Annotated in this window: 13 protein-coding genes; 6 read left to right on the top strand and 7 right to left on the bottom strand. The window is 31.9% G+C overall.

The window, feature by feature from the left end:
• Positions 1 to 33 precede the first annotated feature (33 nt).
• The 6 genes from EV195_RS10995 (at position 34) to EV195_RS10970 (ending at position 5,159) form a co-directional block, all read left to right on the top strand.
• Positions 34 to 828 carry a Rossmann-like and DUF2520 domain-containing protein gene (locus tag EV195_RS10995; protein WP_317128222.1) on the top strand — a complete coding sequence of 265 codons (795 nt, stop codon included), beginning with the start codon at positions 34 to 36 and terminating at the stop codon, positions 826 to 828.
• Positions 821 to 1,348, top strand: coding sequence for a KdsC family phosphatase (locus EV195_RS10990; RefSeq protein WP_132795005.1), 528 nt, complete (start codon positions 821 to 823; stop codon positions 1,346 to 1,348). The genes EV195_RS10995 and EV195_RS10990 overlap by 8 nt, the downstream gene beginning before the upstream one ends.
• Positions 1,349 to 1,368: 20 nt before the next feature.
• The gene (locus tag EV195_RS10985) at positions 1,369 to 1,944 is read left to right on the top strand and encodes a Crp/Fnr family transcriptional regulator (RefSeq protein ID WP_132795004.1); all 576 of its coding nucleotides are present in this window, start codon (positions 1,369 to 1,371) and stop codon (positions 1,942 to 1,944) included.
• A gap of 72 nt (positions 1,945 to 2,016) precedes the next feature.
• Positions 2,017 to 2,466, top strand: coding sequence for a DUF1772 domain-containing protein (locus tag EV195_RS10980; RefSeq protein WP_132795003.1), 450 nt, complete (start codon positions 2,017 to 2,019; stop codon positions 2,464 to 2,466).
• Positions 2,467 to 2,543: 77 nt separating this feature from the next.
• Entirely contained in the window at positions 2,544 to 2,969 is a 426-nt protein-coding gene (locus tag EV195_RS10975; RefSeq protein ID WP_132795002.1) for a DUF2147 domain-containing protein, read from the top strand.
• Positions 2,970 to 3,059: 90 nt separating this feature from the next.
• A complete protein-coding gene (locus EV195_RS10970; protein WP_132795001.1) occupies positions 3,060 to 5,159 on the top strand; it encodes a thioredoxin domain-containing protein in 2,100 nt (699 codons plus the stop codon).
• Between the two features lie 200 nt (positions 5,160 to 5,359).
• On the opposite strand, the gene EV195_RS10965 is transcribed toward EV195_RS10970, so the two are convergent.
• Genes EV195_RS10965 through EV195_RS10935 form a run of 7 tightly spaced genes read right to left on the bottom strand, consistent with a single transcriptional unit; the run spans position 5,360 to position 17,242 of the window.
• On the bottom strand, positions 5,360 to 6,079 hold the full coding sequence (locus EV195_RS10965) for a hypothetical protein (protein ID WP_132795000.1): 720 nt from the start codon (positions 6,077 to 6,079) through the stop codon (positions 5,360 to 5,362).
• Complete coding sequence (locus EV195_RS10960; RefSeq protein WP_132794999.1) at positions 6,066 to 7,463, bottom strand: MFS transporter; 1,398 nt, start codon at positions 7,461 to 7,463, stop codon at positions 6,066 to 6,068. The genes EV195_RS10965 and EV195_RS10960 overlap by 14 nt, the downstream gene beginning before the upstream one ends.
• A gap of 26 nt (positions 7,464 to 7,489) precedes the next feature.
• Entirely contained in the window at positions 7,490 to 8,836 is a 1,347-nt protein-coding gene (locus tag EV195_RS10955) for a GntP family permease (RefSeq protein ID WP_132794998.1), read from the bottom strand.
• Positions 8,836 to 10,707, bottom strand: a complete 1,872-nt coding sequence (gnd, locus tag EV195_RS10950; protein WP_132794997.1) for a decarboxylating NADP(+)-dependent phosphogluconate dehydrogenase — start codon at positions 10,705 to 10,707, stop codon at positions 8,836 to 8,838. Before gnd ends, EV195_RS10955 begins: the two co-directional genes overlap by 1 nt.
• Positions 10,700 to 12,961 (bottom strand): glycoside hydrolase family 3 N-terminal domain-containing protein, encoded by a 2,262-nt coding sequence (locus EV195_RS10945; RefSeq protein WP_165915720.1) that lies wholly within the window; start codon positions 12,959 to 12,961, stop codon positions 10,700 to 10,702. Before EV195_RS10945 ends, gnd begins: the two co-directional genes overlap by 8 nt.
• Positions 12,962 to 12,977: 16 nt before the next feature.
• On the bottom strand, positions 12,978 to 13,949 hold the full coding sequence (locus EV195_RS10940) for an SMP-30/gluconolactonase/LRE family protein (RefSeq protein WP_132794996.1): 972 nt from the start codon (positions 13,947 to 13,949) through the stop codon (positions 12,978 to 12,980).
• Positions 13,949 to 17,242: an FG-GAP-like repeat-containing protein gene (locus EV195_RS10935; RefSeq protein ID WP_132794995.1), complete on the bottom strand. Its 3,294-nt coding sequence runs from the start codon at positions 17,240 to 17,242 to the stop codon at positions 13,949 to 13,951. The genes EV195_RS10940 and EV195_RS10935 overlap by 1 nt, the downstream gene beginning before the upstream one ends.
• Between the last annotated feature and the right edge of the window lie 95 nt (positions 17,243 to 17,337).

The following is a 17,337-nucleotide window of genomic DNA, read 5'->3' as shown; positions in this document are numbered from 1 at the left end:
CTACGGGTAGACTTAAACAATCATGTAACAAATATGCAAAAAATTAACCAATCGCTTTGGATAAAATTCAATAAATTCGCTTTCATGATTACTGCTGTATTACTTGGAGGAGGAAATGTTGCTCATCATTTGGCTGAAGCTTTTTTAGCTTCTAAAGATATTATTTTGAAACAACTATACGCTAGAAATGCAACTTCTGTTGCTAAATTTCAACATGATGTTTCTATAACTGATGACTTAAATTTACTAGAAGAAGCAGATGTGTATATCATTGCTATTTCTGATGATGCTATTGGTGATTTATCACACCAACTATTTGGTAATAAACTAGTAGTTCATACCTCTGGAAGCGTTTCAATGGATTCTTTAGAAAATGAAGGAAGAAAAGGTATTTTTTATCCGTTGCAAAGTTTTTCAAAAACAAAGCCTGTAGATTTTAGTGAAATTCCTATTTGTATTGAAGCAGAAAACTCAAAAGATTTAGAATTATTGGAAAAACTTGCTTATTACATTTCTCCAAAAGTTTATAAAATATCATCTGATCAGCGCAGTAAACTACATGTAGCTGCCGTATTTGTGAATAATTTCACCAATCATATGTATAAAATTGGCAACGATATTTGTAAACAATACGATGTTCCTTTTGAAGTACTACTTCCTTTAATTAAAGAAACCGCAGCAAAAATTGAAGAAGTTTCACCAAATGAAGCACAGACTGGTCCTGCAAAACGTAACGATCAAGAAACTATTCAGCGACATTTGAATTTACTAGATACTAAACAACAAGAAATTTATCAACTTATAACAAAATCAATCCAAAATGGATAAAAGCTATAAACAACTTTTTAACGACGTAACAACATTTATTTTTGATGTTGATGGTGTATTAACAAACGGAATTGTAACAGTATTTCCTAATGGAGAATTAGTTCGTCAGATGAATATTAAAGACGGATATGCGTTAAAAGCTGCTGTAAATTCAGGATATAAAGTATGTGTTATTTCAGGAGGAAAAAATGAAGGAGTTCGTAAACGTTTAGAAGGTTTAGGAATTACAGATATCTATTTAGGAGCTCACAACAAAATTGATCAATACAAAGAATTAGTTGAAAAATACGATTTAAAAAACGAGAACGTTTTATATATGGGAGACGACATTCCTGATGTTCCTGTTATGCAGAGAGTAGGAATTCCTTGTTGCCCAAAAGATGCCGTTAGGGAGTTACAAGCTATGTCTGTTTATATTTCTGATAAAAATGGTGGTGAAGGATGCGCAAGAGATGTTATAGAACAAGTGATGCGTGTACAAAACAAATGGCAAGATAATTTTGACGCACAATACGATTAAACAATTAAGTTTCTTCTTCTATGAGTACTATTAAAGAATATATAAATAACATTATTGAATTAGAGGAGGAAACATTAAATAAACTACTAAAATGTTTTTATCCGCTTGAATTAAAGAAGAAAGAATTCTTTGTTCGAGAAGGAGAATATGCTCGGCAAATAGGATTTTTAAAAGATGGTGTTGTTCGAGCATATTTTCTTAACCAAGAGGGAAAAGAATACAATAAACAATTTTTTACAGGTCCTTCTATTATTGGAGCATACGCGTCTCTACTAACAAAACAACCTAATAAAATAGCACAACAGGCCTTAACTGACTGCTCTATTTTAGTAGCAGAATATTCTAATATTGAAAAATTATATGAAGAGTATCATGAAATTGAACGGTTGGGTAGAAAAATTGCTGAATATTATTTTTTAGAAAAAGAACAAAAAGAAATTGAGATGGCTTTGCTTGATGCTGATAAAAGATATTTTATTTTAAAAGAACGCTTCCCAGGTTTAGAATCTATAATTCCACAGTACTACATAGCTTCCTATTTAGGTATCTCTAGAACTCAATTAAGTAGAGTTAGAAAAAAAATTCTTCATTCTTAATTTTTGTTTACATATGTAATTGATTTTGCTAGACTTGTAAGTCAATTTTGTAATTATATTAAAATTACGATTATGAATACTTTGATGGTACTTTCCTCAGCTTTCTTAGGTTTTTTCTTAGGAACGCAAATTACTGAAGCGATACTTATAGTTCCTTACTGGAAAAGTTTAGCTCCAAACGATTTTTTTCAGCTTCATAAAACATATGGCAAAAAGATACATCGCTTTTATGCTCCAATTACTATTGTAGCAACCGTAATTCCATTGACAACTAGTCTATTTATTATTCAAACCTCAAACACTATGCAATGGATAGCTTTTTGTATGGGAATATTTACATTGGCATTTTTTTCAACCTACTTTTTATATTTTAAAAAGGCTAACAAAAGTTTTGCTAATAGAAACATCAATGACAATCAATTAAATTACTCTTTAAAAGAATGGGAACATTGGCACTGGATTAGAATTGTTTTTGAAACAATTTCATTTGTATGTTCTTTAATATTGCTAGTAAAGAATTAAATTTGAACTTTAATAATACTATCTTGGTAAGAAATTTGTATACATCTATAAATAATAAATAAACATTACTACATAATATGAAAAAACTAGTTTTTACTTTTTTGATTACTTTATTTGTAACTAACATTAGCGCGCAAACAATATTTGGAAAATGGGAAAACCGTGATGAAGAAACCGGTAAAGTAGACAGTGTAATTGAAGTATTTGAAAAAGATGGAAAAGCATATGCTAAGATTGTAGAAATTACAGATCAAAATAGACAAGATGCTGTTTGTGATAAGTGTATCGGAAAAAATAAAGATCAAAAAATATTAGGAATGAATATTTTAACTGGACTGCAAAAAGATGGAGAAGAATGGTCTGGTGGTAAAATTTTAGATCCTAAAAACGGAAAAAAATACAAGTGCTACATTCAGCTTGTAGATGCCGATAAATTAAAAATCAGAGGATACATTGGGTTCTCTTTATTAGGAAGAACCGCTTATTGGTTTAGAAAAAAATAAATATTTCTTTTGATAAAATTATATAAGAGATTGTCAATTTTGGCAATCTCTTTTTGTTTTTAGTGAATTCGTATTCGTTATATTTGAGTTATGCGTTTCACTCAATATCAAATCTTTTCACTCTTTGTTTTACTATTTATTTTCTCCTGCTCTCAACACAAAGAAAAACACACGAATAGTTTAATACATGAATCAAGTGCATATTTATTGCAACACGCACATAATCCAGTAAATTGGTTTCCGTGGGATACAAAATATTTAGAAAAAGCACAAAAGGAGAACAAACTTGTATTGCTTTCTATAGGTTATTCTTCTTGCCATTGGTGTCATGTTATGGAAGAAGAAACTTTTGAAGATGAAGAAGTTGCAAAATTTATGAATGATAACTTCATCAACATTAAAATTGACAGAGAAGAACATCCAGATGTTGACAAAACCTACATGAATGCAGTTCAAATTATGACTGGAAACGGTGGCTGGCCATTGAATTGTATTGTACTTCCTAATGGAAAACCTGTTTGGGGAGGAACTTATTTTGAAAGAGATGAATGGTTAGAAAATCTTAAAAATATTCAGCAGTTTTACATCGAAAACCCTGAAAAAACAGATGATTTCGCAGAACAACTGGCTAACAATATAAAATCACTTCAGGCTATAAGTAAAAACAATACCGAGGTTACGTTTTCAAAAGAAGCCTTGAATAAAAACCTTGAATTATGGTCTCAACAACTAGATACTATAAATGGAGGTTTAATTGGTATAAATCAGTTTCCACGACCTAATAGTTATCAATTTTTATTGCGATATGCCTATCAAACAAATAACAATAAACTCCTGAACTTTGTTACGAAAACCATAGATAAAATGGTTTTGGGCGGCTTGCATGATCACTTAGAAGGAGGTTTTGCTAGATATACTGTTGATAATAAATGGCATATTCCACATTTCGAAAAAATGCTATACGATAATGCTCAATTAATTTCTTTATTATCCTATGCTTATCAAGTTACCAAAAAACCATTTTATAAAGAAACTGTTTACAAAACCGTTGAATTTATAGAGAAAGAGTTTCATAAAAACGGACTGTATTTTGCTTCTTTAAATGCCGATAGTTTTAACGAATTTAACGAACTAGAAGAAGGCGCCTATTATACATGGAATAATGAAGAATTAGCATCTCTAATTACAGAAAACAAAACACTTTTTGATGCATATTACGGAATTAATGAGGTAAAAAAAGTTGAAGGGAAATCAGCATTAGTTAAAAGAGTTACAGATTCTGTATTTGCGAAAACAAACAACTTGTCAATACAAGAACTTGAAAAGCTAGTTAAAAATTGGAATAAACAACTTTTAGAAGCAAGATTAAAAAGGAAAAAACCATCTTTAGACACTAAAATTATTACGGCTTGGAATGCACTTTTATTACAAGCCTATACTGATGCTTTTAAAGTTTTCGGCGATGTAAATTTTAAAGACAAAGCAATTCAGAATGGAATAGCACTACAAAAAGAGGCTATTACTACCAATGAAAAAGTTTTGAGAACTATAAACAATAAGACTAAAAAAATTGACGGTTACTTAGATGACTATGCTTTATTGATTAACGCGTACATTTCATTGTATCAAATTACATTTAATGAAAAATGGCTTACTATTTCAAACCAATTAATAAAAACTTGTCTTGAGAGTTTTTACGATTCAGATCAAGAGTTTTTTAAATATTCTAACAAGAACAATGCTGACTTAATTACCAACAATTTTGAAATAGAAGATATGGTTATTCCTTCTTCTAATTCTGTAATGAGTAAAAACTTATTGTACCTAGGGCATTATTTTGACAATAAAGAATATGTAAAACTTAGCAAAAAAATGCTACACAACATGCAATCTCAAATTGAGAAATATCCTCATGCTTATTCAAACTGGTTAGATAATTATTTAAACTATGTTTTTCCTTTTTACGAAACTGTAATTTGTGGTGAAGAAGCTATTTTAAAGACAAAATTGTTATATCAAAAACAGTACATTCCTAACATGTTGATTTCTGGAAGTACAAACAAAAGTGAGTTACCGTTACTTTTAAATCGATATAATCAAGACAAAACATTAATTTATGTTTGCGTAAATAAAGCATGTAAATTACCTACAGAAGATATTGACAGAGCTATTCAGCTTATGAAGAATTGATTTGTTAAACCTCGTTGTTCACTTGAAATAAAATTCTGTCAATTCGAGTGATTTTTCGGAATGAAATAAAGAAAAATTATATCGAGAATAAGAATTTTTAACTTCAAAATAGTTCTCGATACACTTTTTCGTACCTCAAAAGTACTCGAACTGACAATTAATGATTGTTTAAATTTCTATATGCTTAACGAATTGAATGGTTATAACTTCTCTTGCGAAAGAATTACATCATCAATCCAGATTTTTCTAGAACCACCACCTTTCTGATAATCAACCCAACCCAGCGTTAATTGTTCAAAAACAGGAAAAGTCCAATTTTGATTGTTATCATTTGCTAAACAGCCTTTGTCAATGTCATTTGCGTTTAGTTCATGTACAAGTTCACCATCAATCCAAAGTTTAGCATTATTCGATTCTCTATCGAAAAACCATTGCACAGAGAACCATTTCTTTTCAGGGATTTTAAACTGAGTATGATGCCAGCAATCAGTTTTTATAGGATTAGTATCATAATTTGCCATGATTCTTTTTTGATGCTGCCCGCCATAACGTATTTCAGCATGAAATCCTTTAGAAGTTTTACCAGAAGCCTGAATCATTGTCCAATGCACACCATCTGGAGAAGCTTCTTCAACATACATATACATTGAACCGTAAAATTGAGTACATGACTTTATTGTATTATTTTCTAATGAAATAAAAGCTCTGTTTTTAAATCCTTCCCCACTTTCAAAACAGATTGATTGTTTTCCTGAATAAGATTTTGAAGTATCTAGATACACTTTTCCTTCTCCACTTTCACTCCACTTATCTAAGTAATCATTTTCAAAATCATCCGTAAAAATAATTTTAGAATTAGTACAGCTACTCAGAAAAAAACTAAATAGTAAAAAGAAATATATTGTATTATTCTGAAACACTCTCACTTCGTTGAATAAGCAACTCCTCTTCTACTTCTTTCATCTTTTCAGGAGTTAATGGATACATCAATAATGCTACAACCCCAATTAACACAAAAATAGCTGGGACAATACTCATATTTAATTTTATTCCTTCTAACATTTCAGGAGTTTTCACCAAAACTTGGCCATCATAATTATATAAATTCAATACTGCTAAGGTAATTGCACCCGCCATTCCAGAACCAAATTTCATAGCAAACGTACCCGCAGAAAAAATTAATCCAGTTGCTCGTCTACCATTTTTCAGTTCTGAATAATCCGCTGAATCGCCCAACATTGCAAAAAACAAGATTGGCATTAAGCCTGCTCCAAATTCAGATAGAATTCCGAGCGTAAAAATTGATCCAATTTCATTTGATTCTAATACATACATGGCTCCAGCAAACCCAGCTGAAAACAAAATACTAAACATAAACAATCTTACTTTTCCAAAATACTTTGTCAATGCCGGAGCAAAAACTGTAGAAATCATCGATACAACTAATAACGATAGCAAATACAATCCAGCTAATCCGTTTTTACCTCCCCATTCCGTAAGCGCTCCAAAGAATCCGTTTTCATCTTGTACATAATGTGTGAAATAATACATGATTGAACTTTGCTTTATGATGTTATAAGTCACAAAAACGAAACCTATGAATAACAAAATCAACCAAGGCTTATTTTTTAATAAATCTTTATAATCTGTAAAAATATCATCAGTCTTTACAGCTTTAACACGTTCCTTTGTAGTATAAAAAGTGATAAAAGAGAAAACCGCTAAAATAAACGCTAACACATACATGGTGTATTGATATCCTAAATTTTCATTCCCTTTTCCTAGGAAATCTACCAAAGAAATCACACCAATTGTAGCAATAATTCCACCAAGATAAGCTCCAAAAAATCGATACGATGATAAGACCGTTCTCTCCTTTACGTTTGGCGTCATCACTCCCATTAAAGCAGAATAAGGAACATTGTTAGCTGTATAAGCCAGTGTGTAAAATATAGATGTTGCATATGCCCAAAACAATTTACCTGACAAACCTAGGTCTGGAGTTGTAAACTGTAATACTAAAGCAACTCCAAATGGTAAAGCAGTCCATAATAACCAAGGTCTAAATTTCCCCCATTTTGTTCTTGTTCTATCGGCGATATTCCCCATTATCAAATCGGTAATACCATCACCTAAACGAATTACTAGAAGTAAAGTTGCAACTGCAGCAGTTCCTAAACCAAAAACATCCGTATAAAAAATGGGTAAAAAAGGACCGATAGTTCTCCATGCTATATTTGCGGCAGTATCACCTAATGCATACCCTATTTTTTCTTTGATTGACAACTTCGTTATTTCTGACATCTTATATTTTTATTTTTCGATATTAATTATAAAATTAAACTGAGTAAGCTAACCATAAAAAAGCTACTTACCGCTAAAATAGTAGTCATTATTGTCCAACTTTTAAACGTTTGTTTCTCGTTGAGTCCGAGATATTTTCCTACTAACCAAAATCCGCTATCATTTACATGAGACATGATTGATGCACCAGAGGCAATGGCAATAACAAGTAATGCTTTATCAATTTGAGTAATATCTGTATTGATTAATAATGGAGCTGTAACTCCAGCCGCTGTTATCATTGCAACCGTTGCCGAACCTTGTAAAACCCTTACTAAAACTGCGATAAAAAAACCAAAGAACAACAAGCTAATTCCCATAGTAGCAAAGTAATTTGCCAACATTTCTCCTGTTCCAGTATTGATTAACATTTGCTTGAAAACTCCTCCTGCACCGGTAAGCAAAATAATCAAACCAGCCGGACCCATAGAATTTGTAGCGATTTTTAGCAATTCATCTTTAGACAATCCTCTTTTGATTCCTAATACATACCAAGCAATTAAGTTCGCGATAATTAGAGCAACAAACGGATTTCCAATCATTGCCATCCATTCTTTAAATAGAACACTAATACTATCACTAGAAACTAACGGACTATTTAAAACCGTATTCGCAATAATTAGTACAATTGGAATTCCAATAATCAATAAAATCAACCGAACTGCGGGATACTCTTTTGCTTCTTTTTCATTGAACTCCATCTTTGGAGCTTCTATGTAAATTTTCTTCGCAATATAATTTCCAAATAATGGTCCGCTTACAATTGCTGTTGGAACACCAACAATAAATCCAAATAAAATAACCCAACCTAACTCTGCTTTTAAAATATCGGCAACTGCAACAGGTCCTGGAGTAGGTGGAATAAAAGAATGTGTGATTGCTAAACCTGCCAATAAAGGAATTGCATATAACAACAATGACTTTTTAGTTCTTCTTTGTAAAGAATATACTAGAGGAATTAAAATGATAAATGCAACATCGAAAAAAACTGGAATTGCAATAAAAAAACCCGCTAACATTAACGCCCAAGAAGCACGTTTATCACCAAATTTTGATAATAAATAATTTGCTAACGCTTCAGCTCCACCAGACTGTTCTAGTATAGATCCAAAAATGGCTCCCAATCCTACTACGAGTGCAACAAAACCGAGCGTACTTCCCATTCCTTGTTGCATTGTGGTGATAATTTCTTTTGGAGGCATTCCTGCAACAATACCTACAACAATACTCGCAATTAATAAGGAAATAAATGCTTGAATTTTAAATCGTAGGATTAAAACCAAAAGGATTATTACTCCTGAAAAAACAGCTAACAATAAATTATAATCCAACATTAGCAACTCCAGTTATGATGAAACATTTTTTCTTGCTCAGCATCTACTCGTTGGAATTTGTGCGCTCCAAAAAAGTCTCGTTGTGCTTGAATCATATTTGCTGAAGATTGCGCTGTTGTCATCGCTACCCAATAATTATAAGCTTCGTAAAAACAAGGAATGCTTATTCTTGCTTTTAAAGCATACTCAATTACATAAGGTAAGGTGGCCTCTTTATTATATAAACTCTCAAGGATTTCTTCACTTTTAAATAGATTATTAGAAGTCTTTAGAATTTTACTAAACGCTTTAATTTTTTCAGATTTTATAATACAACCGCTTGACCAAATTCTACAAATCTCAGAAAGATTTAAATTCCAATTATACTCATCAGATGCAGATTGAAGTAACTGTAATCCTTGTTGTAAATTAATTGTTCTAGCAAAATCATAAGCTTGTTTTAAGAGGTTAATATTTAAATTTTCCTTTGGAATATTATCCTTTATATTTTTTGATAATTGCATTCTCGTTTCTTTAAACGAAGAAATATAACGAGCATATACAGCAGCAGTTTTCATAGTAGTTGGAACACCTAATTCTAAAGCTGAAACACTCGACCACGATCCAGTTCCTTTGTTACCTGCTTTATCTAAAATTAAATCCAATAGATTTGAATTCCCTTCTTTTTCTAGAAGAATCTTAGTAGTAATTTCTAATAAGTAACTTGATAATTCACCTTCATTCCATTTAGCAAAAATTGCAGAAATCTCTCCATATGATTTAGTCACAGACAATAAAACATATAATTCTGCTAGTAATTGCATATCTGCATATTCAATTCCGTTATGCACCATTTTTACAAAATGTCCTGCTCCGTTCGGACCTGTATAATTGCAACATGGATTTCCATTTTCATCTTTTGCGGCAATAAGATTCAAATAGGAAGCAACGTAATTATATCCTTCTTCACTTCCTCCAGGCATTAAAGACGGACCTTTCAATGCTCCTTCTTCACCTCCAGAAACTCCTAAGCCAACAAAGTGAATTTGTTTATTTTTCAAAGCATTTACCCTTCGTTCTGTATCTTTATAATGCGAATTTCCTCCGTCAATTAAAACATCTCCTTCCTCCAGAAAAGGAACAATACTATCAATTACCGCATCAACTACATTTCCTGCTTTTACCATCAGTAAAATTTTACGCGGTGTTTGTAGTGAATGCACAAAATCTTTCAATTCTGTAAATCCGACTACATTTTTATTTTCAGTTTCCTTTAGAAAATTCTCTACCATTTCTTTTTCTGCTCCTTCATCTCTATTATACACAGAAACGGAAATTCCTTTATTCAGCATATTCAACGCAAGACTTTTCCCCATTACTCCGATTCCAAAAATTCCAAAGGCTGATTTTTGCATTGCTCTTATAATTTCGTTTGTAATATCTTCTGGTGATTTTTCACAGCTCACCTTTATTCCGTAGTTGGGAATTTCAAGCGTATCAAATTGAGATTGTAGCAATATAGCATCCATGAAATGATTACTTCTTTTCTCAATTCTATTTTTAATCAAATCAAAATTGCCTTCTAAAAACACCCATTGAATGGTATTTATACAATCAGATAAAACTTTTCTATACTCTTCTTTTAAAGCAGAACAAGCCAAAATAGCACCATCGCTTTTTCCCCTCGTTTTCAACTCAGCATTTAAAGCTTGTAACCATGGTAAGCGATCATCATCAGTTAACGCTTCACCTCGACTCATTTTCTCAATATTTGTTTTTGGATGAAAATCATCAGCATCGATGAATGGGATTTCCATTCTTTTTGATAACAAATTTCCAATGGTTGATTTACCACAACCACTCACTCCCATAACAATTATTAGCTTATTCATATGTAAAACTAGCTTTTAAACCTTCTGATGCGTTTTTTCCTATCCAAACATTGAAATCTCCTTTCTCAACATCATATGTTAGCTCACTATTGTAATACTTTAAATCTTCAAGTTTTATCTCAAAAGAAATAGTTCTTTTTTCTCCTGGCTGTAGAGCTATTCTTTCAAATCCTTTTAACTCTTTTACAGGTCTAGTGATACTTCCTACCACATCTTGCACATACAATTGAACAACTTCTTCTCCTGATCTTTTTCCCGTATTTTCGATATCAACAGTAACTTTAATACTCTGATCTTTTGAAATTTTATCTGAAGACAGTTTTAAATTAGTGTACTTGAATTCTGTATATCCTAAACCATAACCAAAAGGAAAATGCGGTGTAAATCCAGCATCTAAATAATGAGAAGTGTTTCCTAAAGAACTTTGCCAAGCTCCGATGGGAATACTATCCATATGAACAAACTCTTCAGGACTTGCTGGTCTACCAGTATTTTTATGATTGTAAAAAAGCGGTAATTGTCCTGCGACTTTTGGCCATGTAATTGGTAATCTCCCTCCTGGTTCTTTATCTCCAAAAATCATATTATAAATTGCCGGTCCACCCATAGTTCCAGGATGCCAAGTCATTAAAACTGCATCTACATCATCAATAATATTTGTTATGCTAATTGGTCTACCTGCCATAATCACTAGCACAATCGGCTTATTTGTTTTAGCCAATTCTTTGATTAATTTTTCTTGAGCACCAGGTAAATTAATATCGGCTCTGCTATGCGCTTCTCCAGATAAAATTGCTTCTTCTCCTCCAATAAAAACAATTACATCAGATTGTTTAGCAGCTTGGATAGCTTTTTGAAACTGTGCTTCTGACTTATCTCTACTGTATGATAATCCTTCAACAAATTTGAAATCAACCTTTTCATTTTGAAAAGCATTAATTGGAGTTATGGTATGTTCTTTTTCACCATCAAACGTCCAAGTTCCTAGTTGCTCTCGTGGTTTATCAGCTAGCGGACCAATAACTGCAATTTTAGTGTTCTTATTAAGAGGAAGAACATTGTTGTTATTTTTCAATAGAACAGAACTTTTAATAACAGCTTCTTTAGCTAACTCTAAATGATTTTTTGCATATAAAACTTTGGTTGTCTTCTGAACCCTATTAGGATTCTCAAAAAGTCCCATTCTGAATTTTACTCTCAAAATATCTGCAACCAATTCGTTGATTTGCTTTTCTGTTACTTTTCCTTCACTCAACAATTCTTTCACATGATTTTCATAGGATTTACTAGTCATTTCCATATTTAAACCAGCATTTATTCCAATTTCTGCCGCATGTTTTTCATCTTTAGCAAAACCATGAGGAATCATTTCTGTAACCGAATTCCAATCACTTACCACAAACCCATCAAACTGAAATGTATCTCTTAAAATATCGCGAAGTAACTGTTTATCTCCAGAAGCTGGAATTCCATTAGTTTCATTGAATGAAGTCATTACTGTTTGACTACCAGCATCAAAAGCAGCTTTAAATGGCGGTAAATACACATTATGCAATAATTCTTTATTGATTATCGCCGTGTTATAATCTCTTCCGCCAATTGCCGCTCCGTAACCAATAAAATGTTTTGCACAAGCAAGTAAACTAGTTGGATCATTTAAACTATCACCTTGAAAACCCTCTACATACGCCTTCCCTAAAAGAGAGGCTAAATACGGATCTTCTCCTGGAGATTCAGCTACTCTTCCCCATCTGCTATCACGAGAAATATCTAACATTGGTGCAAACGTCCAACGAATTCCAACAGAAGAAGCCTCTATAGCTGCTACTCTTGAAGAAATTTTAGCAACTTCGGTATCCCAAGATGCCGCTAAACCTAACGGAATTGGAAAAATGGTTTTAAATCCATGAATGACATCTCTTGCAAAGATTAGCGGAATTTTATTCGGACTTTCCTCGGTTGCGATTTTCTGTAGTTCATCAACATAATCTGTATTCATAACATTCAAAAAAGCGCCTATTTTACCCTCTCTTACAGCCTGTTTTAATTCTTCCGGCAAACTTCCTTTCACTCTACTTGATGTTCCTCTAAGATTCAGTTGACCAATTTTTTCATCAAGCGTCATTTTAGAAAGCAAATCAGTAACTCGCTGCTCTACTACCGTATCTTTTGAACTTTCACTAGAATTAAAGTCTGTTTTACAAGCACCCAAAAAAGTTGCAACACCTATTGCTATAATGGTTAGTTTTCTCATTTTAAGTTGATTCAATTTAGTTACGTTGAGCTGTTTTTAAGTTTGGTGAATTAAAAAAGCTTCCTTTCACTCCTTTTTCTTTGAGTTGTACTTTAAATACAGAACCCGCTAGTGGATATTTTTTCTGTTCCTCTTCTGTCATATCTAAACTTGCTGTGGTAATGTATAAAACATCTAAGTTTTCTCCACCAAAAGCACATGAAGTAACATTATGCGCAGGAACTTCAATTTTTTTTATCAGTTCTCCTGTATTAGGATTGTAATTTGCCACCGCATTTCCGTTCCACATGCCTACCCAAAGCATGTCATTTTCATCGATAGTCATTCCATCTGGAAAACCATCTTTAGGATTAACAACAACAGCAACTCGTTCGTTTTTTATCGTATTACTTTTATCGTCAAAATCATATGCCTTAATTTTTCCTGTTGGCGTATCGATATAATACATTGTTTTTTTATCGCTAGTCCAAACAATTCCGTTTGAAATAGTAATATTATCTAGCATTTTATTTGCATTTCCAAATCCATCAATTTTATACAAATTTGCCTTAGGATGTGTTTGTGCTAAATGCATAGAGCCTACCCATAAATTTCCATTAGGATCACATTTTCCATCATTGAATCTGTTCTCAACGATATCAGATTCCACATTAGATAGTAAGCTTAATTCTTTTGTAATTGTATCTACAATATAAATTCCATCTTCCAAAGCGACCACCGCTTTATTCTTATTAGCCACAGGAACAACTGTTCCAATTCGGCTAGGCATTTCTATAGTTTTATTTTCTTCGTTTTTAGGAGAAAATATGTGTAATTTTTTCCCTTCAATATCTACCCAATACAACTCTTCTGATTTATAATTCCAGAATGCACCTTCACCTAACATCGCTTTAGTTTCATAAGCTACTTCTACATTAATTTCTTCCTTACTTTTTGTTTTACAACAAACTAGAAAGCATAACAATACTAGCAATCCTAACTTTTTCATTACTTCTTATTGACTTTTATAAACTCTAAATAATCATTGTTTTTAACCGAAATGATGTGTGGTGTTTTTCCGATTTTTATTTTCTTCAAATCTTTGACATCTCCTTTTGTATAAAAACCACTTTCACTTACGGTAAGAGGTTTAAAACTTCCATTACCTAAACCTTTTAAAACTAACCCGTAACTACCATCGTTTCTTGGTGTTTCTACTTCAGAATTATAGAGATTCCCCGCAATTATTACATCTATGTTACCATCGCCATCAATATCTTCTGGAATTATTTGTTGTATACTAGAAAATTGCGCTTCAATTGGAAGTTTATGGATAACAAATTGATTTCCTTTATTTTCTAAGTAAATACTTGCGAATGATTTTACTTGATAATGCAACGCGTCCTCTAAATTCTTTTTCCCATACACATCTATTAAAGTAGCTTTTGAAAACTCGTCATAATTTTTAAACTTCTTTTTGATTCCAGCTATTTGTTCAGATGAACACTGTTTTCCTCTTACCGGATATTGCTTTCCTTTATTATAGTAGCTTAACACAATATCAGAAGTAAAGTTTTTATCGAAGTCTTTTGCATAAATATCGAAAGTTGCGTCTTCTGAAGCTTTGTATTTATAATTGAGACCATTGTTTCCAAGCATATAATCTATATCACCGTCATTATCGAAATCTGCTTTCTGAATACTCCACCACCAACCAGTTGTATCTTTTGTTAGACCTAATTCTTCAGAAACCTCTTCAAAAATTCCTTTGTTGTTCTTAAAGACTTTAATTGACATCCACTCGCCAACAATTATAATATCATCCCAAGAATCATTATTAAAATCAGTTACCACAGCACTTGTAGCCATTCCTAAACCAAGTAAACCTTGAGCAGAATCGGTAGTAACATTTTCAAAATTTATAGTGTTTGAATCTGAATTGTTTTTTAATAAAAAGGAAGAAGCTGGTAACGGATATTTACCTGGAATCTGTCTACCTAAAACTAAAACATCTTGTTTACCATCTTTATTAAAATCTATGTTATATGCTTTAGATCCACTTGAATATATCTCTTGCAAAGAATTAGAAGCATCTGTAAATTCACCTTTTCCATTATTGATATATAGTTGGTCTTTTAATCGTTTTGAATCCTCTTCAAATTCATAACCACCACTTACCACATATAAATCTAAATCATTATCGTTATCAACATCAAAAAACAACGCTCCAATATCTTCTGATAATTCATTTTGCTTAAATGCTTTTTGATGTTGTTTTTCAAAACCATTAGCCGTTTGAAAATATATGGCACCTGATTTTCCATAAGCTCCACCAACAAAGATGTCCTCTAATCCATCGTTATTTATATCTGCAACTTCTACGGCCGGACCTAAAGTTGACATTTTATGTGGTAATAACACTTGAGTATCAAAATCATCGTAAATATTTTCGGTATGTTTGATTGTATTATCGAAATTAGAATTTGCTGTAAATATTTTTTCGTGAACTTTAGTCTCTTTTACAACCTCCTTAGCATCTTTAAAATCCAAAACTAGAGTTTGATTTGAGCTAACTTCTTTTACTATTTGGACTTTTTCAGTATTCCAAAAAACTTTTACACTATCTACTTTTGAGTTTTGGTTCAGACCAAAAAGTAACTCTGGTGCAACAGAAGATTGAAAACCTCTGGTTAAAGTTAATTCCTGAACTTGCTCTGAATCCTTTGAATAAACGAACACCTTTGCTCCTAATCCGAAAGTATTCTTGTCATCTCCTTTTAGTTTAACTTTCAAGAAATTTCTATCTACCGAAGAAGTATTCTCAAAAACAACTGCTTCCTCATCGATATTACTAACAATAAGTTCTAAATCACCATCATTATCCAAATCCGCATAAGCCACACCATTAGAAAAACCTTCATGTGAAATTCCCCAATCGTTATTCACTTTTTTAAATTCTATTCCTCCTAAGTTTTTAAACATGAAGTTGTCAATTTTCTCACTCGGAATTAATTTCGTTTTTTCCAGAAGAGAAACCTCTTTCAACTCCTCTCCATCAACCTTATTAAAAAAATCTTTATTGTTTACTTCTCTTCTAGTTCCGTTGGTAACATATAAATCTTTGAAACCATCGTTATCAAAATCGGCAAACAAAGGAGCCCAACTCCAATCTGTTGAAGAAGTTCCCGTAAGTCTAGAAATATTAGAAAATATTGGCACACCGTTTTCACTGTAACCAGAATTTAGTTGTAAACAATTATGCATGTATTGATAATGAAACCCATACAACACTGTTTCATGAAACAACTTTGGATTCATACTAGACATATTTGCTTTTTGTCTTCTGTTATCATCAGAATCCATATCTGCCTGAAAAATATCCAAATAACCATCGTTATTGATGTCTGCAATATCGATTCCCATTCCATAAAAAGCAGTTTGAGAAGTAGCTTCTTTAATAACTTCTTTGAAGGTACCATCTTGATTATTAATGTACATAAAATCTGGAATGCTATAATCATTAGACACATACAAATCCGTCCAACCATCATTATTTAAATCAGCAGCTGTAATTCCAAGTGAAAAACTATAATTTTTCACTCCAGCTTTTTCAGAAACATCAACAAAATACCCTTCTTGATTTTCATATAATTTATCAGATTCAACATCTTTTACATTGACCATTCGATGTTTATAAATCATATTTGGTGTTGAAGGATGTGAAATTGGGTAATTGGCTAAATACATGTCTAAATCGCCATCATTATCATAATCAAAAAAAGTAGCTTGTACAGAATTTCCCTCATCCGCTAAACCATATTTTTCAGCTGATTCTGTGAAAGTGTTGTCTTTATTATTGATAAATAATTGATTTCTTTTATTTCCATCTTTTCCAGCAACAGAACAATAAATATCTAGAAAACCATCATTATTGATATCTATCATCGTTGTTCCGGTGTACCATCTTGAATCGCCCGTAATTTTTGCTTTTTCAGAAATATCCTCAAAGGTTAAATCTCCTTTATTCAAGTATAATTTGTTTGAAACTTGATTACCTGTGAAGAAAACATCTAATAATCCATCATTATTAACATCTCCAACAGACACACCACCTCCCATATATATTGATGTATACTTAAAATAATTTAAGGAATCTGTTTCTGTTAAATTGTTAGCAAAATGAATATTCGATTTTTCAGAGGAAAGCTTTGAAAAAATTTTACCAGACTTGTTTTGATTTTTAGTTTCTGAACAACTAATTATTATAAAAGCAAGAAAAAAAAGGGAAATAACTTTTTTCATTTTTAGCGTAAAGTATAGGTTTTAAATTAGTAAAGCAGTATGTATGCTCATACTGCTTTACCTGATATTTAGATTATTAATTCAAATACAATCTA

Origin of the sequence: Tenacibaculum skagerrakense (genome assembly GCF_004345825.1) — a bacterium.
In the GTDB taxonomy this organism is placed as follows: Bacteria; Bacteroidota; Bacteroidia; order Flavobacteriales; family Flavobacteriaceae; genus Polaribacter; species Polaribacter skagerrakensis.
Note: the sequence above shows the minus strand (reverse complement) of the source record. Positions and strands in the feature narration are given on the sequence as shown.

Bases quoted from the DNA above. Each gene is read 5' to 3' on its own strand.
- EV195_RS10995 (WP_317128222.1), top strand. From the start codon at position 34: ATGCAAAAAATTAACCAATCGCTTTGGATAAAATTCAATAAATTCGCT.
- EV195_RS10990 (WP_132795005.1), top strand. From the start codon at position 821: ATGGATAAAAGCTATAAACAACTTTTTAACGACGTAACAACATTTATT.
- EV195_RS10985 (WP_132795004.1), top strand. From the start codon at position 1,369: ATGAGTACTATTAAAGAATATATAAATAACATTATTGAATTAGAGGAG.
- EV195_RS10980 (WP_132795003.1), top strand. From the start codon at position 2,017: ATGAATACTTTGATGGTACTTTCCTCAGCTTTCTTAGGTTTTTTCTTA.
- EV195_RS10975 (WP_132795002.1), top strand. From the start codon at position 2,544: ATGAAAAAACTAGTTTTTACTTTTTTGATTACTTTATTTGTAACTAAC.
- EV195_RS10970 (WP_132795001.1), top strand. From the start codon at position 3,060: ATGCGTTTCACTCAATATCAAATCTTTTCACTCTTTGTTTTACTATTT.
- EV195_RS10960 (WP_132794999.1), bottom strand. From the start codon at position 7,463: ATGTCAGAAATAACGAAGTTGTCAATCAAAGAAAAAATAGGGTATGCA.
- EV195_RS10955 (WP_132794998.1), bottom strand. From the start codon at position 8,836: ATGTTGGATTATAATTTATTGTTAGCTGTTTTTTCAGGAGTAATAATC.
- gnd (WP_132794997.1), bottom strand. From the start codon at position 10,707: ATGAATAAGCTAATAATTGTTATGGGAGTGAGTGGTTGTGGTAAATCA.
- EV195_RS10945 (WP_165915720.1), bottom strand. From the start codon at position 12,961: ATGAGAAAACTAACCATTATAGCAATAGGTGTTGCAACTTTTTTGGGT.
- EV195_RS10940 (WP_132794996.1), bottom strand. From the start codon at position 13,949: ATGAAAAAGTTAGGATTGCTAGTATTGTTATGCTTTCTAGTTTGTTGT.
- EV195_RS10935 (WP_132794995.1), bottom strand. From the start codon at position 17,242: ATGAAAAAAGTTATTTCCCTTTTTTTTCTTGCTTTTATAATAATTAGT.